Annotated in this window: 24 protein-coding genes; 15 read left to right on the top strand and 9 right to left on the bottom strand. The window is 63.1% G+C overall.

What is annotated here, in order from left to right; translation table 11 throughout:
• The first annotated feature begins 7 nt into the window (after nt 1-7).
• From G405_RS17135 to G405_RS0103700, 3 genes are all read left to right on the top strand, one after another.
• On the top strand, nt 8-385 hold the full coding sequence (locus tag G405_RS17135) for a hypothetical protein (protein ID WP_022700157.1): 378 nt from the start codon (nt 8-10) through the stop codon (nt 383-385).
• A 35-nt stretch (nt 386-420) separates the two neighbouring features.
• Complete coding sequence (locus G405_RS16900) at nt 421-573, top strand: hypothetical protein (protein WP_156861342.1); 153 nt, start codon at nt 421-423, stop codon at nt 571-573.
• Between the two features lie 567 nt (nt 574-1,140).
• Entirely contained in the window at nt 1,141-2,031 is an 891-nt protein-coding gene (locus G405_RS0103700; protein WP_022700155.1) for a LysR family transcriptional regulator, read from the top strand.
• Here the strand turns inward: G405_RS0103700 and G405_RS0103695 are convergent.
• The 3 genes from G405_RS0103695 to G405_RS0103685 are packed head-to-tail and all read right to left on the bottom strand — an operon-like array spanning nt 2,028 to nt 4,816.
• Entirely contained in the window at nt 2,028-2,453 is a 426-nt protein-coding gene (locus tag G405_RS0103695) for a very short patch repair endonuclease (RefSeq protein ID WP_022700154.1), read from the bottom strand. The genes G405_RS0103700 and G405_RS0103695 overlap by 4 nt on opposite strands.
• Entirely contained in the window at nt 2,447-3,628 is a 1,182-nt protein-coding gene (locus G405_RS14905) for an FAD-dependent oxidoreductase (RefSeq protein WP_022700153.1), read from the bottom strand. Before G405_RS14905 ends, G405_RS0103695 begins: the two co-directional genes overlap by 7 nt.
• 3 nt (nt 3,629-3,631) lie before the next feature.
• Entirely contained in the window at nt 3,632-4,816 is a 1,185-nt protein-coding gene (locus G405_RS0103685; protein ID WP_022700152.1) for a DNA cytosine methyltransferase, read from the bottom strand.
• Nucleotides 4,817-4,908: 92 nt separating this feature from the next.
• On the opposite strand from G405_RS0103685, the gene G405_RS0103680 reads away from it, so the two are divergent.
• Both G405_RS0103680 and G405_RS0103675 read left to right on the top strand, forming a co-directional pair.
• Nucleotides 4,909-5,808, top strand: coding sequence for a hypothetical protein (locus G405_RS0103680; RefSeq protein WP_022700151.1), 900 nt, complete (start codon nt 4,909-4,911; stop codon nt 5,806-5,808).
• Between the two features lie 57 nt (nt 5,809-5,865).
• Complete coding sequence (locus G405_RS0103675) at nt 5,866-6,828, top strand: tetratricopeptide repeat protein (protein WP_022700150.1); 963 nt, start codon at nt 5,866-5,868, stop codon at nt 6,826-6,828.
• 17 nt (nt 6,829-6,845) lie between these two features.
• Here the strand turns inward: G405_RS0103675 and G405_RS0103670 are convergent, their stop codons facing one another.
• Both G405_RS0103670 and G405_RS0103665 read right to left on the bottom strand, forming a co-directional pair.
• Nucleotides 6,846-7,769 carry a thioesterase family protein gene (locus tag G405_RS0103670; RefSeq protein WP_022700149.1) on the bottom strand — a complete coding sequence of 308 codons (924 nt, stop codon included), beginning with the start codon at nt 7,767-7,769 and terminating at the stop codon, nt 6,846-6,848.
• 84 nt (nt 7,770-7,853) lie between these two features.
• Nucleotides 7,854-8,285, bottom strand: coding sequence for a transcriptional repressor (locus G405_RS0103665; protein WP_022700148.1), 432 nt, complete (start codon nt 8,283-8,285; stop codon nt 7,854-7,856).
• 171 nt (nt 8,286-8,456) lie between these two features.
• Here G405_RS0103665 and G405_RS0103660 point away from each other — a divergent pair, with 171 nt between their 5' ends.
• From G405_RS0103660 to G405_RS0103640, 5 genes are all read left to right on the top strand, one after another.
• Nucleotides 8,457-10,565, top strand: coding sequence for a TonB-dependent receptor (locus G405_RS0103660; protein ID WP_022700147.1), 2,109 nt, complete (start codon nt 8,457-8,459; stop codon nt 10,563-10,565).
• Nucleotides 10,566-10,695: 130 nt separating this feature from the next.
• Nucleotides 10,696-11,343 carry an OmpW/AlkL family protein gene (locus G405_RS0103655; protein WP_022700146.1) on the top strand — a complete coding sequence of 216 codons (648 nt, stop codon included), beginning with the start codon at nt 10,696-10,698 and terminating at the stop codon, nt 11,341-11,343.
• Between the two features lie 155 nt (nt 11,344-11,498).
• Nucleotides 11,499-12,317, top strand: a complete 819-nt coding sequence (locus G405_RS14900; RefSeq protein WP_022700145.1) for a SapC family protein — start codon at nt 11,499-11,501, stop codon at nt 12,315-12,317.
• 182 nt (nt 12,318-12,499) lie between these two features.
• Nucleotides 12,500-14,617, top strand: coding sequence for a protein-disulfide reductase DsbD family protein (locus tag G405_RS0103645; RefSeq protein WP_028284504.1), 2,118 nt, complete (start codon nt 12,500-12,502; stop codon nt 14,615-14,617).
• A 25-nt stretch (nt 14,618-14,642) separates the two neighbouring features.
• Nucleotides 14,643-15,281: a redoxin domain-containing protein gene (locus G405_RS0103640; RefSeq protein ID WP_022700143.1), complete on the top strand. Its 639-nt coding sequence runs from the start codon at nt 14,643-14,645 to the stop codon at nt 15,279-15,281.
• On the opposite strand, the gene G405_RS0103635 is transcribed toward G405_RS0103640, so the two are convergent.
• Complete coding sequence (locus G405_RS0103635; RefSeq protein ID WP_156861340.1) at nt 15,275-15,742, bottom strand: hypothetical protein; 468 nt, start codon at nt 15,740-15,742, stop codon at nt 15,275-15,277. The genes G405_RS0103640 and G405_RS0103635 overlap by 7 nt on opposite strands.
• Nucleotides 15,743-15,861: 119 nt before the next feature.
• Between G405_RS0103635 and hisS the strand changes: the two genes are divergently transcribed.
• On the top strand, nt 15,862-17,355 hold the full coding sequence (gene hisS, locus G405_RS0103630) for a histidine--tRNA ligase (protein WP_022700141.1): 1,494 nt from the start codon (nt 15,862-15,864) through the stop codon (nt 17,353-17,355).
• Between the two features lie 214 nt (nt 17,356-17,569).
• On the opposite strand, the gene G405_RS0103625 is transcribed toward hisS, so the two are convergent.
• Nucleotides 17,570-18,607 (bottom strand): hypothetical protein, encoded by a 1,038-nt coding sequence (locus G405_RS0103625; RefSeq protein WP_022700140.1) that lies wholly within the window; start codon nt 18,605-18,607, stop codon nt 17,570-17,572.
• A gap of 169 nt (nt 18,608-18,776) precedes the next feature.
• Here G405_RS0103625 and G405_RS0103620 point away from each other — a divergent pair, with 169 nt between their 5' ends.
• Nucleotides 18,777-19,859: a glycoside hydrolase family 3 N-terminal domain-containing protein gene (locus tag G405_RS0103620; RefSeq protein ID WP_022700139.1), complete on the top strand. Its 1,083-nt coding sequence runs from the start codon at nt 18,777-18,779 to the stop codon at nt 19,857-19,859.
• A 19-nt stretch (nt 19,860-19,878) separates the two neighbouring features.
• Here G405_RS0103620 and G405_RS0103615 read toward each other — a convergent pair whose 3' ends face one another.
• Entirely contained in the window at nt 19,879-20,448 is a 570-nt protein-coding gene (locus G405_RS0103615; RefSeq protein WP_022700138.1) for an acyloxyacyl hydrolase, read from the bottom strand.
• 227 nt (nt 20,449-20,675) lie between these two features.
• Between G405_RS0103615 and G405_RS0103610 the strand changes: the two genes are divergently transcribed.
• Nucleotides 20,676-20,933, top strand: coding sequence for a hypothetical protein (locus G405_RS0103610; protein ID WP_022700137.1), 258 nt, complete (start codon nt 20,676-20,678; stop codon nt 20,931-20,933).
• Between the two features lie 41 nt (nt 20,934-20,974).
• Here G405_RS0103610 and G405_RS0103605 read toward each other — a convergent pair whose 3' ends face one another.
• The gene (locus tag G405_RS0103605) at nt 20,975-22,039 is read right to left on the bottom strand and encodes a serine hydrolase domain-containing protein (RefSeq protein ID WP_022700136.1); all 1,065 of its coding nucleotides are present in this window, start codon (nt 22,037-22,039) and stop codon (nt 20,975-20,977) included.
• Between the two features lie 100 nt (nt 22,040-22,139).
• Here G405_RS0103605 and G405_RS0103600 point away from each other — a divergent pair, with 100 nt between their 5' ends.
• Together G405_RS0103600 and G405_RS0103595 are read left to right on the top strand one after the other, a co-directional pair.
• Nucleotides 22,140-22,589, top strand: a complete 450-nt coding sequence (locus G405_RS0103600) for an Lrp/AsnC family transcriptional regulator (protein ID WP_028284502.1) — start codon at nt 22,140-22,142, stop codon at nt 22,587-22,589.
• A gap of 95 nt (nt 22,590-22,684) precedes the next feature.
• The gene (locus tag G405_RS0103595) at nt 22,685-23,359 is read left to right on the top strand and encodes a hypothetical protein (RefSeq protein WP_022700134.1); all 675 of its coding nucleotides are present in this window, start codon (nt 22,685-22,687) and stop codon (nt 23,357-23,359) included.
• The last annotated feature ends 63 nt before the right edge of the window (nt 23,360-23,422 follow it).

Here is a 23,422-nt window from a genome sequence, read left to right as displayed (position 1 = left end):
GATCCCAATGGCCTCCCATCACACGACCGAGACCGCACCCGCCGACAATCAGGCGTTTTCTGAAGCGTTTGACGAAACCAAATCGGTGGACCGCAAGGGTCAGCAGCGTCCCGACGACACCAAGATCGGCGACGAGACCATGCCTGTCGATCAGGCGCTGGATGGCGGTCGCGGCGAGCGTTTCGGAGAGAAAGTGGCGCAGGATTCCGCCGGACGTCTCGGCGCGCGTGAGGACGAAATTGAGCGCGTGCCGGACGCGGAGCGCGAGAACACGCCAGAAAAACCCGATCAGAGCGAAGACGAGAAAGACGACAAGCTTGATGAGGCGCTGGACGACACCTTCCCCGCGTCCGACCCGCCGCCCATGCGGCCCGGTCAGGACTAAGGCAGACGGACCTTGAAGTTATGAAGGAGGACGGTGTGAGCGACACATCTGATCAATCAGACCCGAAGGCGAAAGAAACCCTGGATCAGGAAGCCCAACGCCGGCGTGAGGCTGGCGCAGACGGGGCGGAAGCTGACAAGATTCCTGAGCCAGGGCCGTCTGAACACAAGTCTGCGAAAAAGGACTGAGCGTCTGTTCAGAAAAGGCCGGCAGGGCGAGACTCAGCTCAAGCCTTACCGGTTTTCAGTCGCGAATTCCCGTATAAGCCGAACCAAACCCGCATTGCTACCATTTGAAAAAATGCAGGTATTCCATTTATTAACATTTTTGTTAACCAAGGTGCTTGAGTAAAGGGGGCGCTATTGCTTTACTTTGATCATCGGAAACAGACATTGTCTTGAGCAGTTTATTTCACCTCAAGACCATATCATCCGATAGGTGTCAGGCTTCCCTCGGTCCTGACGGGCGGCTTCCCCTCAGCTGCCGCCCAACTGCCCGGCCTCTCCCCTGGAGGCCGTCAGCCCTGGGTCCAAGGCCATTGGTCTTGCCAAACCCTGGTGCTTCCATCGCCCGACGCCCCGCTTCATCCAGCGGGGCCGGGCGATGGGTCCGTGGTTTTTGCTCATGATGCCCGTCTTTAGACCGACGCACGCTTTGCGGGCATTGGCGCGAGGCTGCGGGAGGTGAGATGACAAATCCTTGGCTGGCTTATAATACGGTCATATTGTGATTTACTCTTTCCCTTAAGGAAACACATGGATCGGATCGACGCGCTTCGCCTCTTCGCTGCTGTGGCGGAACTGGAAAGCTTCACCCGCGCAGCGGAACGGCTCGGCATGACGGCGGGCGCCGCGTCCAAGCAAATTTCCGCTCTTGAGGACCGCATGCAAGCGCGCCTTCTGGAGCGTACGACACGCTCTGTCCGGCTGACGGATGCGGGGCGGGCGCTGCTGGAGCGGGTCGGGCCCTGGCTTGCCGAATATGACGCGATCGAGAACGGTCTGGTGGCGGAACAGGCCGCGGCGGCGGGCGTATTGCGGGTCTCGGCGCCCGTTGATTTCGGCTCGTCGCGCCTGATCCAGCCCATCACGGGGTTCATGGCGCAATGGCCGGGCGTCGAGGTGCGGCTGGAATTCTCTGACCGCATGGTCGACCTGGTGGATGAAGGCTTTGATCTGGGCGTCCGGATCGGCCAGCTGGGCGATTCCAGCCTGATTGCGCGCCGCCTCGCGCCTGCGCCGCTCAAGCTCGTGGCGAGCCCGGCCTATCTCAGTGCGGCCGGCGCGCCCGAGCATCCCAATGATCTCGCACGGCATGACTGCATCATCGACCGCAACAAATCCGCCCCCAATCAATGGCGGTTCCAGCGCGGAGATGACTCCGTCGAGGTGAAAGTGTCCGGCCGATTGACGCTTCATGGCGCCCGCGCGGCGGTTTGCGCCGCTGCGAATGGAGCCGGGATCGCCTCATTGCCGGCCTGGGCGGCGCATACGTCCCTGGCTGATGGCAGCGTGGTCGAGATCCTGCCGGACTGGGCTCCGGATCATCGCGATCTGTGGGCGGTCTTCCCGTCAAACCGTTTTCTGGCGCATCGGGTCCGTTTGCTGGTGGATCATCTGGTGGACTGGTTTTCAGACGGGCTCTAGCGCAGAAAATCGCGCAGCCGCACCGCCAGCGCGTCGCGATCCTTCAAGTCACATTCCCACAGCACCAGCGCCTGCCAGCCTTGGGCGTCCAGCGCTTGCAGGTTCGCCGCGTCGCGGCTGATATTGCGGGCGATCTTGGCGCGCCAGTACTCGGCGTTGGTCTTGGGTTGGCGTGACCCGCGCGCGCAGTCATGACCGTGCCAGAAGCAGCCATGCACAAAGATGACTTTCTTCCTGCCGACAAAAACCAGATCCGGCTTGCCCGGCAGGTCCTTGCGATGCAGGCGGTAGCGATAACCAAGGGCGTGCGCCATCCGCCGCACGATCAGTTCAGGTTTGGTGTCCTTGCCCTTCACCGCCCGCATCACCCGAGAGCGGTCTTCCGGGGTGAAAACGTCATGAGGTGAGCGTGGTTTCACCATGGCAAACGACCGCGCCCGACCAGGGTCCAGCTCATCCAGTTGCGCAAGACCGGCAGCCGGCAGAACACGCCCATGAAAGTGTCGCGCAGCATCCCGATAATGCGAGAGCTCGACTGGAAGACGGGGGTGAGCGAGCGGCTCATCAATGAGTAATACCGTGCGACGGGTTTGCGGTCTGTCTCGAAGGCTTTGAGAGCATGGGTGACGGGGGCGTGGTCCTTGAGCTGCGCCGCCAGGCTGACTGCGTCCCCCAACGCCAGGTTGGCGCCTTGACCCAGCTGAGGGCTCATGCCGTGAGCGGCGTCGCCGATCAGGACCGAGCGCCCCTTTCGCCAGCTGGGGCAGACGCAATCTCGATAGCGCGCCTCTGCGAATACGGCGGGGTCCGTGACAGGCTCGACCAGCTCCGCAGCGCGAGGCCAGAGCGATCGCAGGCGTTTCTTGAAGGCCTCCAGACCCTCAGCTTTCCACAGCGGGATCGCATCCCCGCGCAAGGACCAGAAAAAGCTGACTCCCGGGCGACCGTGAGGGTCTGAGGGGTTTGCGCCGACGGGGAGCAGGCCGATCATGACGCTGCAACCGTCATAGATCTGGTCAAGTTCGCCACCGTGAGGGTTTTGAGTTTCCGGCAGGATCGCCCACATCGCGCCCCAGGGATAAACCGGGGCGTGCGCTTTTGGACAGATTTGACGGCGCAGGCCGGAATGTGATCCGTCAGCGGCGATGACGAGGTCGAAGCGTTCGGTCTCCTCGCCATTTTCAAGCACCAGACGTGGCGCATCCTCAAGGTCGAGCAAACGCTCCACGCCCTGACCCGAACGCCAGTCAATGTCGGCTTCAAGCGCGCTTTCGTGCAGCAGGTTGAACAGGCTGGCGCGGTGAATGCCAACGCCCATATCGCCGGGCTTGCCGTCCGCGTATCTCAAATCCAGCACTGTACGCCCTTTGGGGGTGCGGCCGATGAGACGTGAGACTGGCGCGCCTTGCGCCACCGCCTGGTCAACTAGGCCCAGCCGATTGAGCGCGAGCAGCCCGGAGGGTTGCAACAATAGCCCTGCACCGAGCGGGCGAGGGGCGTCAAAGCGTTCAAAGACGCTGACGCTGTGGCCATCCCGGGAGAGCAGGGCGGCGCTCGCCAATCCCGAGATCCCGCTTCCAATGATGGCGATCTTCATGATCTATTCCGCGGGTTCTTTCGCGGGCAGTACGGCCTGAGCGTGTTCGAGAATGGGTTCGAACAGGCCTTCGCGCAAGAACGCCACCACCGGCGCCGCGACCCCGTCGCCGGCTAGATGCAGACCCGCGCTTTCGCGCTGGGGCAGCTTGTACTCATCCGGCAATCCCATCAGTCGGGCATATTCGCGCGCCGTCATGGGGCGGGTTCGGACCCGGCCAGAGCGGACGGAGACGATGAACTGACGGGACGAGCCGCCGCCGGGCGTGCGCAGGCATCCCGCCAGCCCGTCAAAGCGGACCTCGGCGCGCTGCTTGCGCTCGCCTTTTTCGATCCGCGTCCGGCGATACAGCGCGCCGATCATGGGGCGGTCAGACTGGCGCGCCTGTTTGAGCTTGGCCATGTTGGCCGGGCTCATCATGGCGAGCAACCGCCTGGTTTCTTCCGGGCTGTGCCAGGGCGTGCGCCGGCTTGGCTCGATCAGATCGCCCAGAACCTGGTTGGGCAGGGGCGGCACGGGCAGAGCCCACCACAGCCAGTTGGCTTTGAGGGCGTCCGGCAAGCGCTCTGCGGCGCGTCGCACGGCGCGGGTATGGAAGGGCGAGATTCCGTCCGGCGCATCTTCCAGCACCAGCTCGTCGGGGATGGGAATGTCCTTGCGCAAGGCCACCACGAACAGGCGCGGGCGCGATTGCGGCACGAACCAGCGCGCATCGATCTCCATGGCTCCGACCCGGTAGCCGCCTTCGTCCAGGGTCCGGCACAGGGCTTCAAAGTCGGCGCCGTCCGAGCAGGTCAGAAGCCCGGTGACGTTTTCCAGCGCGATCAGCTTGGGCGCCCGGCCTTCGGCGTTCAGCGCCTCGATCAAACGCCAGAACCCGTAGAACACGCCTGAGCGTTCGCCCGCCAGGCCGCTGCGGTTTCCCGCCAGGGACAAATCCTGACAGGGAAAGCTGGCCCAGGCGAGATCGGCTTCGCCGGGCAGGTCAGCGGCGTTCAGCGCGCACACATCGCCCTGGTGGAAGTGGTCATCGCCGAAATTGGCGCGATAGGCGTTGGCCTTGTCGGCATCAATGTCATTGGCGAACCGGCAACGCCAATGCGCGCCGAGCCCCAGGCGCGCCATCCCGCCGCCACAGAAGAATTCGTAATAGCCGTATCGGGAATCACTGCGCATGATGGTCAGCATACAGGCTTGGCTCTTGGAGCGAAGCCGGGCTGGACGCTAAACTGCCCGGCAATTGTCAGGGGCTCGGCCCATAAGCGCCGGGATCAAATGCTATGACGCCAAATTATCTCCGTTACATCACCCTGTGCGGTCTCGCCCTGGTTTTGACAGCCTGCGCTCAGACTTCCCAGTCCGCTCTCTCGCCTGTCGCCGGTTTCGCCCCATCCACATCGGATTCTGAGGCGCCGTCGCCTTCGCTGGCGCCGTCAGACCGGCCCGGCGACGTCCCGCGCTCGGGGTATCAGATCGATGGCGAGGGGTTTTATGGCGATTTGCATTATCTCGAAGAGGGCGACCGGGTTCGCGCGGTTTACGCGCATGCGGTTGAGGGGGATGTGACCCGTCATGCCGATCTGCGGCCTGAAGCGGCCTGGCTTCATGATGGCGTGCGCCGTTTTGAAGGTCAGGATGAAAACGGTGAGGCCATGCTGATTGAGCTGGAGGCGGGCGTCTGCCGGGTGAACGGGCGGGTCTATGCGCGCTTCGCCAGGGTTGAGGCCGCCGACGGAGCCTATGAAGGCTGCGCCGCCGAGATCGGCCCGCATGTGAGCTGGAGCGAGGCCCTGCCGCGCTATCTGCCCCTGATCCGCGCCTGCCTCGAGGAAAGCCGGGCCTCGTCCATGACCTTCGTGCGCGGTGCGGGCCGCGCGCAGGTGCTGCATGTCGCCGATCACGACGAGACGCCCGTGGTGCGGATGCGCTTTGGCGAGTCAGGGCGTTGGGATTGCGTGCTTGAAAATGGCGCTGCGCGGTGGCGCGTGGTGTCGGAGGGCGCTCCGCTTCAAGCGGGCGAAGCCGATCCTTTCTTTATTGTGGACGCGGTTCCGGACGCCGGAGAGGCCTGTGCGGTTTATGAGCGCGTGATTTCGGAGGATGGCGAGATCCTGGGCGCGCTGGGATACGATGTCTGTCAGTCCGGCCCTGTCGCCTTGCTGGGGTCCGGAGCCCGATAATGAGAGCGCCCCACTGATGTCTGGCGCGGGCCTAACGACTCGCGGCACAAGGACGCCATGATGATACGGCTTCTCACTGCATCGGCTCTGGCCGCTTTGTCCTGCACCGCCGCTCACGCGGAGCTGCGTGATGTCTCCCTGCTTCAGTCAGAGGGGCGCACCCAGCTTTGGCTGGCCTTTGACAGCCAGCCGCAGAGCGTCGAAATCCAACCTGGGTCCGGGCTCGTCCTGCATGTGGACGGAGTGAGCCTCGACCGCTCGCGCCATATCGAACCGGCGGTGCGCGGACCGGTCTCCGCTCTGGCGCTGAGCCGGGCGCCCAACGGCGTTTCGATTTCGATGTCCGGCGCCTTTGCAGGCGGTGAGGCCGAAGTGCGAGAGGGCGGCGTACTGGTCACGCTCTCAGGGGTCACCGGACAGTCTGCGCCGATCCGGCGCTCGCCGCCGCGCGCGCCTGTCAGCGAGCAGGGGGCAATGTCCGGCCCGACCGCTTCACCCGCGTCAGAGCCCGCCGCGTCTTCGTCTTCCTCTACGCCGTCCTCAGCATCGGAGCCTTCCGAACAGCACAGCGCTGGCGGCGCCGATGCTGCTTCGTCCGAGCCTCAGGATCTGGCGCCCGCTCCCGCTCCCGCTTCGGCGGGCTCGGCCGCCGGCACACAGGCGCAAATGCGTGAGCTGGGCGGTGATCTGGTGATTGATGAGAGCGTCTGTCCGGACAGCGCGGCCCGGCTGGCGGATGCGCCCTGGGATCTGAACCTGCTCTCCACCCACGCGGATTGTCTGGTCAGTGTTGGCGACAGCGAAAGCGCAGTGTCGCTTTACCAGCGTGTGCTCGCCTTTGACCCGCGTCATTTCCAGGCGGCGCTCGGACTGGCCCGCATTCTGAGCGATCAGGGCGATCATCAGGCCGCGGCTGAGTTGTTTGAAACCGCCGCCAGCGCCGCCCGCACCGATGGGCAGGCCGTTCAGGCCCGCATGGCGGCGCGTCGGGCGCGTGAGCTGGCGGGATCTGGCGGGTAACGGATCGGGCCGCGCGATTAATACGCCAGTTCCGGCTGCGTCTTTGATTGCAGCTCCGCGAGTCGCGCCGCTGAAACCGGCGCCAGACGCCGGGTCTCCAGATCCAGCATGCAGGCGACCGCCTCCATGCTCCACAAGGGCTTGCCCGAAACCGGATCGAGCGCCCAGTGCACGAGCGTACGCACCTTGTCAGTGGCGGACTTCAGCCCGGAGCGGAGCACATAGCCTTCGCCTTGCGCGGGGAAGCGGCGGAAATTCAGACGCGCTTCCAGCACGGCGCTGGCGACGGTGAGCGGCTCGCCCTTGGCGAACGCCTCCCATTGCTCGGGAAAGCCGTCGCTGAAATGGATGACGCTGTCTGAAACCTTGCCGATGCCGAACTCGGCGCGCATGCGACCGAAGGCGTCCAGCTCGTCGCGATTGATCCGGCCACGCCCGATCTCCTGAAGGTTCAGGGCGTTCGCCGCGGCCAGGGAGAGCTTGGAGCTGGCTGGCGTCTCACCCAGACTGCGCGGCGTCATCAGGGCGGGGCGCTCCACCTCGATCAGGCTCAGCGCTTTCAGGCTGCGGGCAGGCCAGTTGAACACCCGGCCCGTAACGGCGTCACAATGTTCGGCGCGGATTTCAAATGTGGCGGCCGGCGTGTCGCTGGCGGCATGATACAGGACCATCGCCACCGTCAGGCTGGTGGCGTCATGGCTGGTCACCCCGCCTGAAATCCGTAAAGGCGCCCCAGGGCGCGCTTCGGCGAGAAACCGGATGACGATGTCGCGCGGGATCAATGTGGCGGTGGCGTCCGGAGCGAAGGCGAGATGCATGCCGAGCCGGTCAGCAAGCCCGGCCAGCGCTTCCTGGGCCTTGGCCATGTAAAAGCGGACATTGAGATGGCCTAGCTCGTCGCATTCCCAACTGTTCGCGTTGCCGCGCCACAAAATCTGCATCCGACTGGCTCCTCGATGATCGAGTTTAAGGCTAGGGCGCTTCGCGCGATCTGTCAGGGCCAGACCAGGGAATGTGACGGGAGGTCAGCTCACACACTTGCGGCACTGGCCGTAATGCTCGACCACGCTGCGCGTGATGACAAAGCCTTCAGGCGTATCCACCACAGGTCTGTGCATGTGACGCTCTTCCACTGTGCCGCAGGCTTCGCAGATGAACAGTTCAGCGGACCCGGTGCACGGATCATGCTCGTCACCGTTCAGACAAGCGGTATAGGCGTTCAGCGCCTCCACCTTGTGCGCCAGCCCGGCGCGCGTGAGAAAGTCCAGTGCGCGATAGACGGTTGGCGGCTGTGCGGCGCCGCCGGGTTTGAGAGCGGACAAAAGGTCATAGGCTTTGACCGGTCCGCCCGCCTCCACCAGTAATTCCAGAACCCGCCGGCGCATGGGCGTCAGCGACAGACCGCGTTCGGTGCAAAACCGTTCTGCGGCGTCAAGCGTTTGAATCGCAGTGTTCATGATTTCATCCTAGCGGCTTTCGTGGGGCGGGGCGAGCCTGAGGGCCAGCCCGTCGTGAGGCGCGGCGTCGGGCGTCAATCACATATAGGTGGGAGTCCGGACTTGATGCGCCAAGAGGGTGACGTTATGACATAACGCAGTGCGATACTATAACATTACGGGGTCTTCATCATGTCCGCTCACACTCCCTTTGCTTGCCGGCTCGCTGCGGCCGTCAGCGTGCTGGCGCTGGCTGCGCCGCAGGCGTTTGCTCAGACTGATGACGCGACGCTTGAAGACGTCATCGTGGTTCTGTCTACCCCGATGCAATTGCAGAGCGACGAGATGGTGGGGTCAGTGGACCTTATCTCGGCGCAGGAAATCGAGCGCAATCTCAATGGCAATATCGCTGACACGCTCAGCCGGATGCCCGGGGTGAACAGCACGTATTTCGGTCCGGCGGCGGGGCGCCCGATCATTCGCGGTCTGGGCGCTGACCGGGTGCGGATGCTTGTGAACGGTCTGGGCGCGCTCGACGCCTCCAGCGCCAGCCCCGATCATGCGGTCTCAGCTGAAGCGCTGGGCGCTCAGCAGATTGAAGTGTTGCGCGGTCCGGCAGCGATCGCCTATGGCGGCGGCGCGATTGGCGGCGTCGTGAATGTGCTCGACGGCCGGATCCCCACAGAGCGGAATGACGATCTCATCGACGGCTTCGCCTATCTGGGCGCCACCAGTGTCGATGACGGCGTTCAGGCTGCAGGACGCGTCACCGCCGACTTTGACGGATTGATGATCCAGATTGAGGGGCTGCGTCGGGAGGGGAGCGATTTCGACATTCCCGGTTTCGCCGAGACCGAAGCCCTGCGTGAAGAGCACCATGATCACGATGACGATCATGACGAGGATGAAGATCATCACGACGAACACGAGGGCGAGGAAGAGGCGGCCTATGGCGAGGTTCCCGATTCTGACTTCACCTTCGAGACCTATTCCGGCGCGGTCTCCCTGGTTCGTGACTGGGGCTATATCGGCGTTTCCGTGAAAGAAACCGACGCTGAATACGGCCTGCCCGGCCACAGCCATGCTCATGAAGACGAGCATGATGACGATCACGACGAAGACCATGCGCACGAGGGCGAGGAAGCAGCGCCGCGTCTGGTGCTGGATCAGACCCGCATTGATTTGCGCGGCGAGCTGAACCGGGACGCGACCTTCAATCGTATCCGCTGGAGTTTCGCCCACGCCGATTACACACACGCCGAGCTGGAAGACGGCGAGATCGGCACCTTGTTCAAGAAAGACGGATTTGAGGGCCGGGTCGAGCTGGCTCATGATCATGGCGATAATCGCCAGGGCGCCTGGGGCGTCCAGATGCTGACCCAGGATTTCTCAGCCGAAGGCGAGGAAGCCTATATCGAACCCGTCACCACCCAGGACTGGGGGCTGTTCGTCACCGAACGCTGGGATAATGGCGTCTGGGGTGTTGAAGGCGGCGTGCGCGCGGAAACCCGCGAGCTGAGCGGTCAGCGGGCGAACCGCTCATTTGACACCTATTCGGGGTCAGGCTCGATCTTCACGCGCCCTGCGGACGCCTGGTTCCTGGCGGCGACCCTGTCGCGCACCGAACGCGCGCCGACCGATGCGGAAGTCTTTGCTGACGGCCCCCACGCCGCAACCCGCGCCTATGAGCGTGGCGATCTTGATCTGGATACGGAAGTGGCCTGGTCCGGCGAAGTGACGGCGCGCTATGCGCAGGGCCGGATTTCCGCCGAAACCAATCTGTTCTTCGCCGATTATGACGGCTTTATCGGCCTGTTCCCGACCGGTGAGGAAGAAGACGGGTTCGATGTCTTTGAGTATCGCCAGGCGAATGCAGAGCTTTATGGCTTTGAGGCGCAAGTGAACGCCGAGCTGGGCGAGGTCCGCGGATGGGCGCTCTCCGGTGAGGCCAGTCTCGATTATGTCCGCGGCGAGCTGGATGACGGCGGAAACCTGCCGCGTATTCCCCCTCTGTCCTCGAATCTGGCCCTGATCGCTGAACGGGGCGTGTGGTCGGTGCGCGGCGAGGCGCATCTGGTCGCGGAGCAGGACGAGACCACGAGTTTCGAAACGGAAACCGAGGGCTATGCGATGTTTAACGCCGATCTCGAGGTTACGCCGTTCGTTGAGCGGGATGTGCGCGTGATCCTGGGCGTGCGCAACCTCACTGATGAAGAGGGCCGGGTGCATTCCTCCTTCCTCAAGGACATGGTGCCGCTGCCGGGCCGGTCCTTCCGCATCGCGGTTCGCGCCGGCTTCTGATCGCGGGGACTCCCCTCCCTGCGGCAGGGCGCCGCGCGTCAGCCGGACGCGCGGCGCCTTGCCATATATCCTGCGCGCGAAAGCAGGCGCAGAAAGTCCCCATCCAAACTATGGGAAAGGGGACGAACCCATGAAAAAGCTACTTCTCGCCGCCGCTGGCGTTGTCGCACTGACTGGCATGACCGCTCCTGCGGCTCTGGCTGAAAAAGGCGACTGGCAGTTCCGCGTGCGCGCCATCACGGTCCAGCCTGATGAAGGCGCAAACATTCAGACCATTGGTGGCGATGTGGATATCGACACCTCGGTGGTGCCGGAATTCGACATCAGCTACTTCTTCACCGACAACATCGCTGCAGAGCTGATCCTGGGCGTCACCCCGCACGATGTGACCGCCGTCGACACGGCGGTGGGCGACCTTGATCTGGGAGAAGTGACGCTGCTGCCGCCGACCCTGACGGTGCAGTATCACTTCAATCCTGAAGGCCAGATTCGTCCGTATCTGGGCGCAGGCGTGAACTACACCATTTTCTTCAATGACGACCTGCCGGCGAACACCATTCTGGACGGCATCGATTACGACCCGTCCTTTGGTCTCGCGCTGCAGGCTGGCGTGGACTACGCCCTCAATGAGCGTTGGTTCCTGAACTTTGACGTGAAGAAGGTGTGGATCAATACGGATGTGGAAGTTGATGCGACCACAGCGCTGAGCGCCGTCGTCAATGCGGACGTGGACATTGATCCGTGGATTGTCGGCGTTGGTTTCGGCTGGCGTTACTAGGTCCGCTTAAACAGCAGGACTATGGACGGGCGTCTCGTTTTACGAGGCGCCCGTCTTGCATTGGGACGGATGATCGTGGCGCGTGTGTCCCGTTATGTTGCCTCGGGGGCAGGTCTGCGCTAACGATCCATCAACGTTTCAAGAGGGGGAGCCCCATGGCTGACGCCGCCGCCAACAAGCCGACCTTGTCCGGGTCCTTGCCGCTTTACAAAAATCCTGAGCCGCTGAACCCGCAAGACCATAAGGGCAAGGGTCTGCGCTACACGGACCGTCCGTTCGATTTCCTGAAGGACTCGCACTTCGTGCCGGTCACTCTGGGTGAATTCGGCGCCGCCAGCGCTCGTTTCCCGATCATCTTCCTGGGTGAGAACAAAACGCCGGTCGCGGCCATGGGCCTTCAGGCTGGCGCGAACCTGTTTGTGGATCCGGCGACGGGTGATTACGAGCGTTTCGCGTATCTGCCGGCTTTCGTGCGCCGCTATCCGTTTGTGGCCGCCAATCACGGCCCTGACAGCGACCGCTTCACCATCTGCGTGGACACCGGTTCGCACCTGTTCTCGGACAATCCCGAGCAGCCGTTCTTTGATGACAAGGGCGAGCCGACCGAGTTCACCAACCGCGCCATCGATTTCGTGCGCCGGTTTGAATCCGACGTCGCTCTGACCGAAGCGTTCGTGAAGCGCCTGGTCGAGCTGGACCTGTTTGACCAGCAGCAAGCAACCTTCCAGCCGCGCAACGCCAATGGCGAGCCGCAAGGCGAACCGCAGGTCGTGGCCAGCTATTGGGGCATCTCTGGCGAGAAGCTGCAGAAGCTTGATCCGAAGGTTCTGGCTGAGCTGCGTGACAACACCTATCTGGGCGCAATCTACGCGCACATGCTGTCCATGCCGCAATGGGAAACGCTGATCGCACGCGCGACCCAGCGCAATGCCGGTGCAGGCGCTCCGCCGCCGCCCGCAGCGCCTGAAGCCTAAGCGCTTTAAAAGCTGACAAGATGAAACCGGCCGGGGCTTCGCCTCGGCCGGTTTTTCTTTGCGCTCATGTCGGGGCATCACAACCCCGTCAGAGCGGTTTCGCCTTGCAGGGGGAAGCGGCTATATCAGGGCTGACATGATCAGATCGCTGATCAGTGACGCGACCCAAGGAGTCCCCCGACGTGTTCCGACTGCTCGCAGTACTTTTGATCCTGATGACCAGCGCACCGGCGTTGGCTCAGTTCGGCTCCGGCGACCCCATGGTGGATGCGCGGCTGGTGTCTGACCGGCGCGCGGTCGAACCTGGCGAGACGTTCCATCTCGCCCTGCACCAGACGATCACGCCAGGCTGGCACACCTATTGGCGCAATCCCGGCGATTCAGGAGAGCCGACTCATCTTGAGCTGGCGCTGCCGGATGGCTGGCGCGCGGGCGACATGATCTGGCCTGCGCCGCATAGCTATGATCTCGGACCTCTGACCAATTACGGCTATTCCGCAGAGGTTACGCTGCCGCTTCAGGTGACCGTGCCAGAGAACGCCGCACCGGGACCGCTGACGATCACCGCATTCGCCACCTGGCTTGTCTGTGAAGATATCTGCATCCCTGAAGAGGCCGATGTCGAAATCACGCTTGATGTGGGCGGGTCTGCCATAGATCCGGCGGGCGAGGCGCTGATCGCGCAGGCTCTGGACCAGGCGCCGAGCCGTGATGAGAGTTTGCGCGCGGGGCTGGATGGTGACAGCTCTGGGCTGGTGCTCACCGTCAGCGGCGCACGTTTTTCAGACGTTCGGCTCTCGGACCTGACCTTTTATCCGTATGAATCCGGCGTGATCGACCACGCCGCCGATCAAGCCCTGGCGCATGAAGGCGAGAATCTGCGTGTGGATCTCACCGCCGGGTATCTGAGCCGCAATGGCGTGGATCAGGCGCGTTCAGGCGTACTCGTCTACACCGCGCAGCGCGGTGATGTCTGGACAGAAGAAGCGCTCGAGATCACGGCGCGCAACGGGCTGCGGGTCAATGACCTGAGCGCGGGGGCTGCAGCATCTGTGAGCCCGGCTCCGGGCGCCGGTGAACAGCGTGCGCCCGCGCCGCGATCGGTCAACTTCCTCCAGGCCGCCGGGCTCGCGCTTCTGGGCGGGCTGATCCTGAACCTGATGCCGTGCGTCTTCCCGGTGCTGTCGATGAAGGCGCTGACTTTGGTTGAGAAGCGCGGCGCAGAGAAGAGCGAAGCGCGGACGCTGGGACTTGTGTTTGCGGCCGGCGTGATCGGGACCTTCCTGGCGCTGGGCGGATTGCTTTTGATCCTGCGCGTCGCCGGCCTGCCTGCGCTTTGGGGCATGCAATTGCAGGCGCCGCTTGTTGTGGCGGGGCTGGCCACCTTGATGTTCCTGATCGGTCTGAACTTCATGGGCGCGTTTGAGATCGGAACCTCGCTGCAGTCAGTCGGGTCCGGCGTCAAGGATAGCGGACGCAAGGGCGCCTTTCTCACCGGCGTTCTCGCGGTTTTCGTCGCCGCGCCCTGTCTGGCGCCGTTCATGACCGGCGCGCTGGCCTTCGCCTTGACCCAGCCCGCGCTGGCGTCTTTGACCATCTTCGCCTTTTTGGGCGTCGGCTTGGCGTTTCCGTTCGTGCTGGTCACTTTCATGCCGGGGGTTCTGGCGCTGCTGCCCAAGCCGGGTCTCTGGATGACGCGGTTCCGTCAGATTCTGGCCTTCCCGATGTTCGCCACCGCGATCTGGCTGGTTTGGGTGCTGACCGCCCAACTGGGTCCCAATGGCGCGCTATGGCTGATGCTGGCCTTGCTGGCGGCCAGTTTTACGGTCTGGGCGCTGGGCTTGTCAGGCCTGGCGGGCCGCGCGACGGCGCTTCTGGGTGTCGTATTGACGCTAGGCGCCTTGTCTGTCACGGCCCGGATGGAGCCGGTCAGCCAGACGGTCCAGGGGCAAAGCGAGTGGGCGGTCTGGAGCGAAAGCGCCGTGAGGGAGGCGCAATCCGCCGGGCGTCCGGTCTTTGTGGATTTCACCGCCGCCTGGTGTGTGTCCTGTCAGGTGAACAAGCTCGGCGCACTGTCTGAAAGAGGCGTGAAGGCGGCGTTCGCCGAGCATGATGTGGCGTTGTTTCGCGCTGATTTCACGAATAGAGATCCAGAAATCGCCGCTGCTTTGGCGCGTCACGGCTCGGCGGGCGTGCCGCTTTATCTGATGTATCCCGCCAATTCCGGCGCGCCTGAAGTTTTGCCGCCGCTCTTGACCGGAGGGTTGGTGATCCAATCTGTGAACGAGGCCGTACAATAAGCCGCACACTAGGGGAGTTAATCTTATGGTAACCGTATCTCGCCGGTCTCTGGGCCAGCTGATGAGCGTTTGCGCCGCCGCCGCCCTGACAATCACCGCTTTCACACTTGAAGCCCGCGCCGATGTCGTAACCGGTGAGGCTGCGCCAGCTTTCAGCGTGCAGACGGCGACAGGCGAGGCGCTGTCACTTGAGAACCTGTCGGGCCAGACGGTTGTTCTGGAGTGGACCAATCATGGCTGCCCCTATGTGCAGCGTCATTACGGCTCTGAGCATATCCAGAACCTGCAAGCCTCCGCCGCTGGCGATGACGTGGTCTGGGTTCAGATCATCTCCTCCGCCCCGGGCGAGCAAGGCTATGTTGAAGCGGAGGAGGCTCTGAGCCTGAATGAGGAGCGCAGCGCAGCGCCCGCCCATGTGGTGCTTGATCCGTCTGGCGATCTGGGCCGTCTTTATGATGCGCGCACGACCCCGCATATGTATGTGATCGACGGCGAGGGCGTGCTGCAATACGCCGGCGCGATCGATGATCAGCCGCGTCCGCGAGCGGATTCCCCTGAACCAACGGATTACGTGACGATGGCGCTGGCGGCGGTCAGCAATGGGCAAAGCCCCGACCCTGCCCAGACCCAGCCTTATGGCTGCAACGTCAAATACGCTTACTGATCGGTCGCCTCGACCGGGCAGGAATAGGCGCTAAGCGCCGCCGCCTGCGCGTCGGGCGTGGCGGCGATCTCGGCGGCCTGTCCGGTCAGGCGCGCAACCTCCTGATAGACCCTGGCATGATCAGCGCGCGTCGCCGTGTGTGACAACAGGTCGGCGCGATGCTGGGCATCCTCGCTCATGCCCCGGAAGATGCATCGCAGATCGGTCGGGCCGCCGCTCTCATCGACAGCGCGTGACAGCTGATAGGTTCGCAGGCTGAATTCGCTCAGCTCGGTCAGGAACGGATCCTGGACCGGCAGAGCGTCCACCGGGGCTGCCGGGCTGCGCGCCATATCCTGCGCGCGGCGTTGCGCTTCCGCCTCAAGACTGTGCGACAGCGTCACCAGCGCCTGGGCGGCGTCCGGCGCCAGATGGGGCGCGCTGGCGGCCTGAACAATGATCAGAAGCGTGTGAGCGAACATGGACGACATCCGGTTTTTCGTGCTTAGAGCGCCTTGCAAACCCGGCGCCGCTTGATCCTTGTCGCTGGCAAGGCTAATTCGCAGGCCCTTCGATACCTTTAATCTGAGCGAGCATCCTCATGGCCAAGACCAAGGCGTTTCGTCCCAAAGCCCGTCGTCCCCGCGGTTTTGAGGATCGTGCGGCTCATGTGTTGCGCGCCGAGCGCGCCCTCGTGAGCGCCGCCAGCGCGGTTTATGAGCAATGGGGCTTCGAGCCGCTCGAGACCCCCGCCTTCGAATACGCTGATGCGCTTGGCAAATTCCTGCCCGATGAAGAGCGTCCCAATGAGGGCGTCTTCGCCATGCAGGATGATGACGAGCAATGGATGGCGCTGCGCTATGACCTGACCGCGCCGCTGGCCCGCTTCGCCGCCGAGAATTTCCAGGATCTCGCCAAGCCGTTCCGCCGGTATCAGTTCGGCGAAGTCTGGCGCAATGAGAAGCCCGGCCCGGGCCGTTTCCGCCAGTTCGTCCAGTGCGACGCCGACAGCGTCGGCGCGCCGGGACCGGCGGCGGATGCCGAGATGATCGCGCTCGCCAGCGAAGTCATGGGCTCTGCAGGGCTTTCGGAGGGCGAGTACGTCATCCGCGTCAATGATCGCCGCCTGCTGGACGGGGTTCTGGAACGTCTGGGCGATGCGGCGTCTGACAAGCGCCTGCGTGTCCTGCGCGCCATCGACAAGATGGACCGGCTGGGCCTTGAGGGCGTCGAGTTGCTGCTGGGCGAGGGCCGCAAGGATGAGAGCGGCGACTTCACCGAAGGGGCGGGGCTGGACGCGGATCAGCGCCGCCATGTGCTGAGCTTCATCGAGGCGGGTCAGGTGGAGGACGCGCTGACCGGCGCTGCGCGCAACACCGAAGTGCTCAAGCGCCTCACACAGGCTCTGGGCGATACCGAAGCGGGCAAGCTGGCGGTCGCCGACCTTGAAACGATCACGTCTGTGCTGGACGCCTTGGGCAAGTCCGAGAACTGGACGCTCGACACCTCCGTCGTCCGCGGTCTGGGCTATTACACCGGCCCGGTGTTTGAAGCCGAGCTTCTGGCCGAAGCCACCTATGACGACGGCTCGCCCATCCGCTTTGGCTCGGTGGGCGGCGGCGGTCGCTATGATGATCTCGTCAGCCGATTCACCGGCCAGGCCGTGCCGGCGACCGGGTTTTCGTTTGGCGTCAGCCGCTTTGCGGCGGCCCTGTCCGCGCTCAAGCGTCTGGACGCCGCCAAAGCCTACCCACTGGTGATCATCGTGGCGGCTGAGAAAGACCGGATGGCGGATTATTTCGCCCTGGCGGCCGATCTTCGCGGCGCAGGCTTGCGGGCGGAAGCCTTCATTGGCGGTGGCAATATGGGCAAACAGCTCAAATACGCCGATCGTCGGGATGCTGATTTCGCAGTGATCATTGGCTCTGACGAACGCGAAGCGGGCGAGGCCCAGATCAAGGATCTCAAACTGGGCGCGCGCTTGGCCGCCGAGATCACCGATAACAAGGCGTGGCGCGAGGATCAGCCCGCCCAGTTCACAGTGGCGCGCGATCAGATCGTAAGCGCCATAAAGGCGCGTCTGAGCGGCGGATAAATGTGTCGAAATTGCAGCAGAGCGAAACTTCGCCTGACTCTAGGGGCTTGACGGTCCTATGACGCTTAGGCCAACGTTTTATCAGACAGGGCCTGACCGTCTTGTCTCTTAAGTGGTGTCTCTGGGGAGGAGACGTCTCTTAATCGACCAACCAGAATCTTTAAGCCCGGCGTTTTTGACGCCGGGCTTTTTTTCTGTCGATGGATTGAAGCGATTACCGGCGCGGCGGCAGCGGCGGCCGCGGAGGGGCGCCCGGCCCGCCTTCAAGCCCATGCGCCTGTTCAGAAGAGCGCCAGGCGTCCAGCCAGGTCTCTTTCTCTGCGCCCAGCAATTCGCGTCCATTCACCCAGACCCGAGTTTCGCCATCGCGTTCGATGATGCGCACCTGACGGTCTTCAAAGTCATGGGCATGATGCGATGCGGCTTCCTCGCGCTCATGACGTTCGTGACGTTCATGGCGCCATTGCGCGCGCTCTTCACGCATCTCGCCCAAGCTGTCTTCGAGCTCTTCCCGGGCGTCACGCAGTTCTCGCCGATCTTCCGCGGTCAGGGGAACCCGCACGCCGTCCTCGGTCTTCCAGCCGCGCTCCAGCGTGCGGTCAATCGCGCGCAGCCCGGCTTCAAGGCCGTGCTCGGCGGCGGCGAGGCCCGCCTGAGCGATGGAGTCAGCGTCAATGGAAATGGACAGCGCATGGCGCTCGGCCTGATGCGCGCGTTCTTCAGCGCGGCGGGCGGCGCGTTCGGCGCGGCGTTCCGCCCGTTCGGCCATGCGGACGGCGTCACGTTCGGCGCGCTCCGCAGCGCGTTCGGCATGGCGTTCCGCGCGCATCGCCCGGCGTTCGGCGTCCTCGACGATCACTTCGATCCGCGCCTGCATCTCGTCTTCGGCAAGATTGAGACGATCAAGCTGGATGTGGAAGTCCGAGCCTTCGGCGAAATGCTCGACCAGGGTCTCAGACAGCGCCTCCATCTCCTCTGCGAAGGCTTCGATCTCGTCCTCGTCCCAGCGGTCGGCATCAATGTCGAGGTCCAGGCTGATGGAGGTGTCGTTATCCCCATCGAGCGCGGTTTCAATCACGCGCACAGCATGGGCGCCGTCGCGAATGACAATACGTTGGCCATTGACGACCAGCACATGGTCATGTCGCTCATCGGCTTCGGCATAACGTGTTTCTGCGGCGCCCGCCGAGGCGCAGGCGACCAGAAGCGGCGCGGCGGCGACGGCTGCGGCGGTGGCGATCCAGTGTTTCATAAAATGTCCTCCCTTTGCCTGCACTCTGGGGGAACGCGCCTTACGGCGTGACGTCTGCAGACTTAAGTTTTTGTCATTCTCGTATTCACGCTCCCTCTCTTCGTCTGGACAGGCGACCAACGGCGCTCTAGCAATCACCTCTAAGGATGAGGGATTTTCAGGAACACCCATGATGATTTCACGACGCGGGCTGATGGCCGGCATGGCGGCGCTGTGCACGGCGCCTGCTTTCGCGGCTCAGGCCTCTTTGGACGCGCTGGTCGGCAATTGTCTGATCCTGGGGTTTCTGGGTGATCATGCGCAGGCTGAGGGCGCGGCCCGACTGGAAGCTGACCTCGCCGCTGGCCGTGTGGGCGGCGCATTGTTCCTGCGCCACAATGCGCGCAGCCGGGACGGCGTGCTGGGTCTGTCGGAACGCTTCCAGTCTGCAGCGCCGAACGCCTGGCTGGCCATTGATCAAGAAGGCGGCTTTGTACAGCGCCTGACCGATGAGATGGGCTTCACCGACATTCCCACCGCCGAGGCGTTGGCGGAGATGGGGCTCGACGCCGCCCGCCCGGTGTTCGCCCAGGCGGCGCGCGAACTGGCGCAAAGCGGGTTTTCCATGAACCTCGCTCCGGTCGCGGATCTGCGCCATGAGGGCAACCAGGTGATTGATCGTTGGGCGCGCGCCTTTGGCGATGACCCCGACACCGTGGCGGCATTCTGCGGCGCCTTCATCGAAGAGATGGAAGCGGAAGGCGTCGCCTGCGCCATCAAGCATTTTCCCGGACATGGGCGCAGCCAGGGCGACAGCCATGACGGGTTTGTGGACATTTCACAGACTTGGGGTGAGGTGGAGGCCGCACCCTTTGAACGCCTTATCGAGCAGGACAAGGCCCATCTGATCATGGGCGGGCATCTGATCAACCGGCGGCTGGACCCGTCAGGGCGCCCGGTGACCCTGTCGCGTCCGGTTCTGCAAGGGCTATTGCGCGAACAGATGGGCTATCGCGGCGCGGTGATCACCGATGATCTGGATATGGGCGCGATCCGGAATCAGTATTCGCGCGAACAGGCGATCGTGGACTCGCTGGCGGCGGGCAATGATCTGCTGCTGATTTCCAATTCGGCGGATGCTGATCCGGACTTGCCTCGTCGCGCCGTAGACTGGGTCGGGCAGGCGATAGAGGACGGACGGCTCAGTCTTGAGCGTCTGGTCGACGCCAACGCTCGCATCGCCGCTTTGAAAATGCAGGTGCGACGGGCTTAGCCCCGCCTTTCACCCTGACTTATCGGAAGCGGTAGCTCATCCGAAGGCCCAGCTCGTCCAGGCCCTGATTGCGGCCGCTGGCAAGGATCTGACCGTGGGAATGGTGTTCATAAAATACGCCTAGCGACCAGTGGTCATTGAGCGCGTAATCGGCGGCGAAGCCGGTGCGGAACAGCCAGTCAGACCCCAGTAGAGCACGCGTGTCCTTGATCCGCTGGGCCTCCACCGGGCCGTCGCGATCAGGATACACCTCTAGCACGCCGTCATTATAGCTCAGCCCGAAAGAGGCCTCGAGGCTCAGACGGTCAGTGACGCCATAATCCCAGGCGAGACCGGCCGTGACCAGATTGGTGTAGCCCTGGGTGCTGATATTGGCGGATACGAACGGCCGCGGCGACCAGATGGGGTCCAGAAAATCCGGGCTCGCAAACATCAGATCACCAACGATCTGCGGACCGTCTTCGCTGTGGTCGGTCAGGTCATGCGCCGCGACTCCCAGGCGAATTTCCTGAAGGCCGAAACCCGGGCTTTGCGCGGATGCGGCGCTGGTGAGGGACAGCGCAGCGAACGCAGTCAGGTAACGAAGCATCTGGTCATCCTTCTGATCTTGCCATTTCGCAATACCGCCAAGCTGAAACCCTGACCAGTCTGATGATGGGGCTGAGAAGCCTTTATGCGTGCGTTGTTGATTTTGCGCCGCGCTGGAGACGGGGCATCTGGAATCGCATTCCCCTCATTGGGGAAATATTTGCAACAAGCTCGCTCTTTGGGCTAACTGGGGCTGCGCATAGTGGCGCGAAACAGGAGGAGACTGACATGAACAAGATGACACTGACCGCTATGGCGTCGTCCGCGCTATTGGGGCTGTCGCTCTTTGCGACCGGCGGCGCGATGGCTGGCGACCCGGTTCAATGCCAGCAGCAGGCGGAAGAGGATTGCGCCCTGTTCGTGCCGCGCGGCAGCGCAAGCTGGGCCTATTGCGTGGAACAGCTCACGCAGATCTGCATCGAATACCAGTCTGCGCCGAGCTTTGACGCGACCAAGGCGCTGCGCGAAGGCTGCGAACTGCCCTGAGGCCGAGGCTTGGAGGGCGCGGAAGGCTGCGCCCTCCAAGCCTATTGCAGAAGGCGGCGCACCAGTTGACCGGCCAGGTCGGGGCGATCGGCGCTCAGATGCACGATGATGATCATGCCGGTGTTGAGCTCATACAGCGCCATGCTGGCGTATCCGGCGATCGAGCCGCCATGCATGACGACATCCAGACCGCGCGGGTCACGTATGCGCATGGGCCCCAGAACCCGACTGCGCCCGTCGCCGCGATCAATGTCTTCGCTCAGCATCAACCGGCCCAGCTCTGAAAGTTCGCCATCAGGTGAGAACAGGGCGGTCAGCGTATTCGCGAGATCGCTGGCGCTGGTGAAGACGCCGCCATCGGGGCCATGGTTTTCAATCAGCGTATAGACGTCTCGCTCTGGCTCGTCTGGCGCGCCATAGCCATGAATGACGTCGCCGCCTTCAAGCGCCTGATTATAGCTTGTGGCTTGAAGGTTCAGCGGGCCTATGATGCGCGCCTGCATCAGGGCGTCAAAGCGCTCTCCGGTCACGGCTTCGGCGATCAGCGCCAGATACTGGTAGTTCGAGTTTGAATACCCATACCCTTCGCCGGGCGGGAACTCGGCGGGACGGCCATGGATATAACCCAGCGTGCGTTGCGGGGTGTTGCCCTGGACTGTGTTGACCGTCTGAAACCAGACATCGTCATAATAGTCGGCAATGCCGCTGGTGTGGGTGAGCAGCTGGCGCACAGTGGCGGTCTGCGCGTTGGCGATCCCGTCCACCCAATGGGGGGCGACAAGGTCAGCCAGTCTGTCGTCCAGCGAAATCAGTCCCTCCGCGATCAGGCTATGGATGATGGCGGCGGTGTGGACCTTGCCGATGCTGGCGACCCGCAATTGCGCGTCTTCGGGGATGGGGGCGCCCGTCTGGCGGTTCGCCACGCCGCGCGTGATGATCCTGCGGCCTTCAGCGTCCTGAACCAGAACCACAGCGCCAGCGATGTCGCCTTCTTCAAGAATGGAGTCGATCGCGGCTTCGACGGTGGGCGTGTCGGGCAGGCGGGCTTCAGCCGGGCTCAAGACAATCAGGCACAGGCCTAGGGCGAGCAGAGGGAGGCGGATCATGGGCGTCTCTTTTTTTAATTGGCCTGAATGATAGCAAGGGGCTCTTGCTCAATCTCGCCGAAATCAGCACTTTAAACGCCGAATTTCGAAGGTGGCGCTCATGCTCGATGAAATGGACAGGACAATCCTGAGACTTGTGCAACGCGATAACCGGCTGTCCAATCAGGCGATCGCGCAGCAGGTGAACTTGTCTGAGACCGCTGTGCGGCGACGGTTGGCGCGCTTGCGTGAGGAGGGCGTCATCGTCTCAGATGTCGCCGTGCTGGACCGCGCACGCCTGGGCCAGACCCTGATCGTGGCGGTGACCTTTAATGATGACTCGCCGCAGACCTATGCGCAGTTCCGGTCTGTGATGACAGCAGACCCCCAGGTCACCGGGCTCTATTCCGTGGCGGGGGAGGTCGACTTTCTGCTCCACGTGCATGCGCCCAGTCTCGAGGCCTATGAAATCTGGGCTGAGGCGAGCCTGCTCAATGATCCGACCGTGAAACGCTATGAGACCACCGTGGTGCTCAGCACCGTCAAATTCACCACCGAAGTGCCGGTCTAGGCCATGAAAGCAGCCTGTCGGACACGTTTTTGCTCCCTGTCCTGACACGGTTCCGATAGCGTCAGAGCGTTCGAAGTCTCTTTGTCGGAGCCGCCATGAAACGCGACCGGATCGAAAATCTCAAACACAACGCCAAGCTTGATGTGCGTCTGCCCGATCAGCTCAAGGACGAGTTCCTCGCCCGCTGTCGGGAGGAGGGCGTGTCCAGCGGCGCTGTGATCCGGTCGTTGATGATTGATTATGTGACAGCCCGGCCCCGGCGATGGTCGGTCATGGCGGCGGGCGTGTGGGAGACGATTATGAAACGTGCGAAATGGATAGCGGGCGGGGTGGGCGGAAGCGCGCTGGCTGGCCTGGCGGCGATGAGCTTTGTCTTTGCGCCGATGGCTAACGCTGAGGATTACGCCGTAAACTTTGATGTCCAGCTGGTCAAACACGAAGGCTATCAGACAAGACGCAATCGAATGGAAACGACGGTTCGACTGGATTCGGGTGAGCTGCATCGCATGAACTTTCCGAACCCGGGCGGTGAGCCGTCGGCGGCGTTTGCAATCGAGTTGCGCCTTGACCCTTGCTCGGGATCAAGCCCCGAATGTCCGGAAGGCGGGGTGGATATTCAGATGACGATCATTCGCATGCATGACGAGACTGTTTTGTCCTCGCCCCGGTTTTTCGTCCTGGCAGGGCAGCCTGCCAGCCTCACCATCGATGGGGAGGAGGGGCCAGAGATCAACGTGGCTATTCGCGCCGAGGCGCTAAGCGCTGACTAAGCTAGCGAATCAAAAAGGGCGGCTCGATTGAGCCGCCCTTTCCGTTCGTAGCCTTGGTATGGC

The sequence above is a fragment of the Oceanicaulis alexandrii DSM 11625 genome, from assembly GCF_000420265.1.
Taxonomy (GTDB): domain Bacteria; phylum Pseudomonadota; class Alphaproteobacteria; order Caulobacterales; family Maricaulaceae; genus Oceanicaulis; species Oceanicaulis alexandrii.
This window is presented reverse-complemented; position numbering and strand designations above follow the sequence as displayed.

Bases quoted from the DNA above. Each gene is read 5' to 3' on its own strand.
- G405_RS17135 (WP_022700157.1), top strand. From the start codon at position 8: ATGGCCTCCCATCACACGACCGAGACCGCACCCGCCGACAATCAGGCG.
- G405_RS0103700 (WP_022700155.1), top strand. From the start codon at position 1,141: ATGGATCGGATCGACGCGCTTCGCCTCTTCGCTGCTGTGGCGGAACTG.
- G405_RS0103695 (WP_022700154.1), bottom strand. From the start codon at position 2,453: ATGGTGAAACCACGCTCACCTCATGACGTTTTCACCCCGGAAGACCGC.
- G405_RS14905 (WP_022700153.1), bottom strand. From the start codon at position 3,628: ATGAAGATCGCCATCATTGGAAGCGGGATCTCGGGATTGGCGAGCGCC.
- G405_RS0103685 (WP_022700152.1), bottom strand. From the start codon at position 4,816: ATGCTGACCATCATGCGCAGTGATTCCCGATACGGCTATTACGAATTC.
- G405_RS0103680 (WP_022700151.1), top strand. From the start codon at position 4,909: ATGACGCCAAATTATCTCCGTTACATCACCCTGTGCGGTCTCGCCCTG.
- G405_RS0103675 (WP_022700150.1), top strand. From the start codon at position 5,866: ATGATGATACGGCTTCTCACTGCATCGGCTCTGGCCGCTTTGTCCTGC.
- G405_RS0103670 (WP_022700149.1), bottom strand. From the start codon at position 7,769: ATGCAGATTTTGTGGCGCGGCAACGCGAACAGTTGGGAATGCGACGAG.
- G405_RS0103665 (WP_022700148.1), bottom strand. From the start codon at position 8,285: ATGAACACTGCGATTCAAACGCTTGACGCCGCAGAACGGTTTTGCACC.
- G405_RS0103660 (WP_022700147.1), top strand. From the start codon at position 8,457: ATGTCCGCTCACACTCCCTTTGCTTGCCGGCTCGCTGCGGCCGTCAGC.
- G405_RS0103655 (WP_022700146.1), top strand. From the start codon at position 10,696: ATGAAAAAGCTACTTCTCGCCGCCGCTGGCGTTGTCGCACTGACTGGC.
- G405_RS14900 (WP_022700145.1), top strand. From the start codon at position 11,499: ATGGCTGACGCCGCCGCCAACAAGCCGACCTTGTCCGGGTCCTTGCCG.
- G405_RS0103640 (WP_022700143.1), top strand. From the start codon at position 14,643: ATGGTAACCGTATCTCGCCGGTCTCTGGGCCAGCTGATGAGCGTTTGC.
- G405_RS0103635 (WP_156861340.1), bottom strand. From the start codon at position 15,742: ATGTTCGCTCACACGCTTCTGATCATTGTTCAGGCCGCCAGCGCGCCC.
- hisS (WP_022700141.1), top strand. From the start codon at position 15,862: ATGGCCAAGACCAAGGCGTTTCGTCCCAAAGCCCGTCGTCCCCGCGGT.
- G405_RS0103625 (WP_022700140.1), bottom strand. From the start codon at position 18,607: ATGAAACACTGGATCGCCACCGCCGCAGCCGTCGCCGCCGCGCCGCTT.
- G405_RS0103620 (WP_022700139.1), top strand. From the start codon at position 18,777: ATGATGATTTCACGACGCGGGCTGATGGCCGGCATGGCGGCGCTGTGC.
- G405_RS0103615 (WP_022700138.1), bottom strand. From the start codon at position 20,448: ATGCTTCGTTACCTGACTGCGTTCGCTGCGCTGTCCCTCACCAGCGCC.
- G405_RS0103610 (WP_022700137.1), top strand. From the start codon at position 20,676: ATGAACAAGATGACACTGACCGCTATGGCGTCGTCCGCGCTATTGGGG.
- G405_RS0103605 (WP_022700136.1), bottom strand. From the start codon at position 22,039: ATGATCCGCCTCCCTCTGCTCGCCCTAGGCCTGTGCCTGATTGTCTTG.
- G405_RS0103600 (WP_028284502.1), top strand. From the start codon at position 22,140: ATGCTCGATGAAATGGACAGGACAATCCTGAGACTTGTGCAACGCGAT.
- G405_RS0103595 (WP_022700134.1), top strand. From the start codon at position 22,685: ATGAAACGCGACCGGATCGAAAATCTCAAACACAACGCCAAGCTTGAT.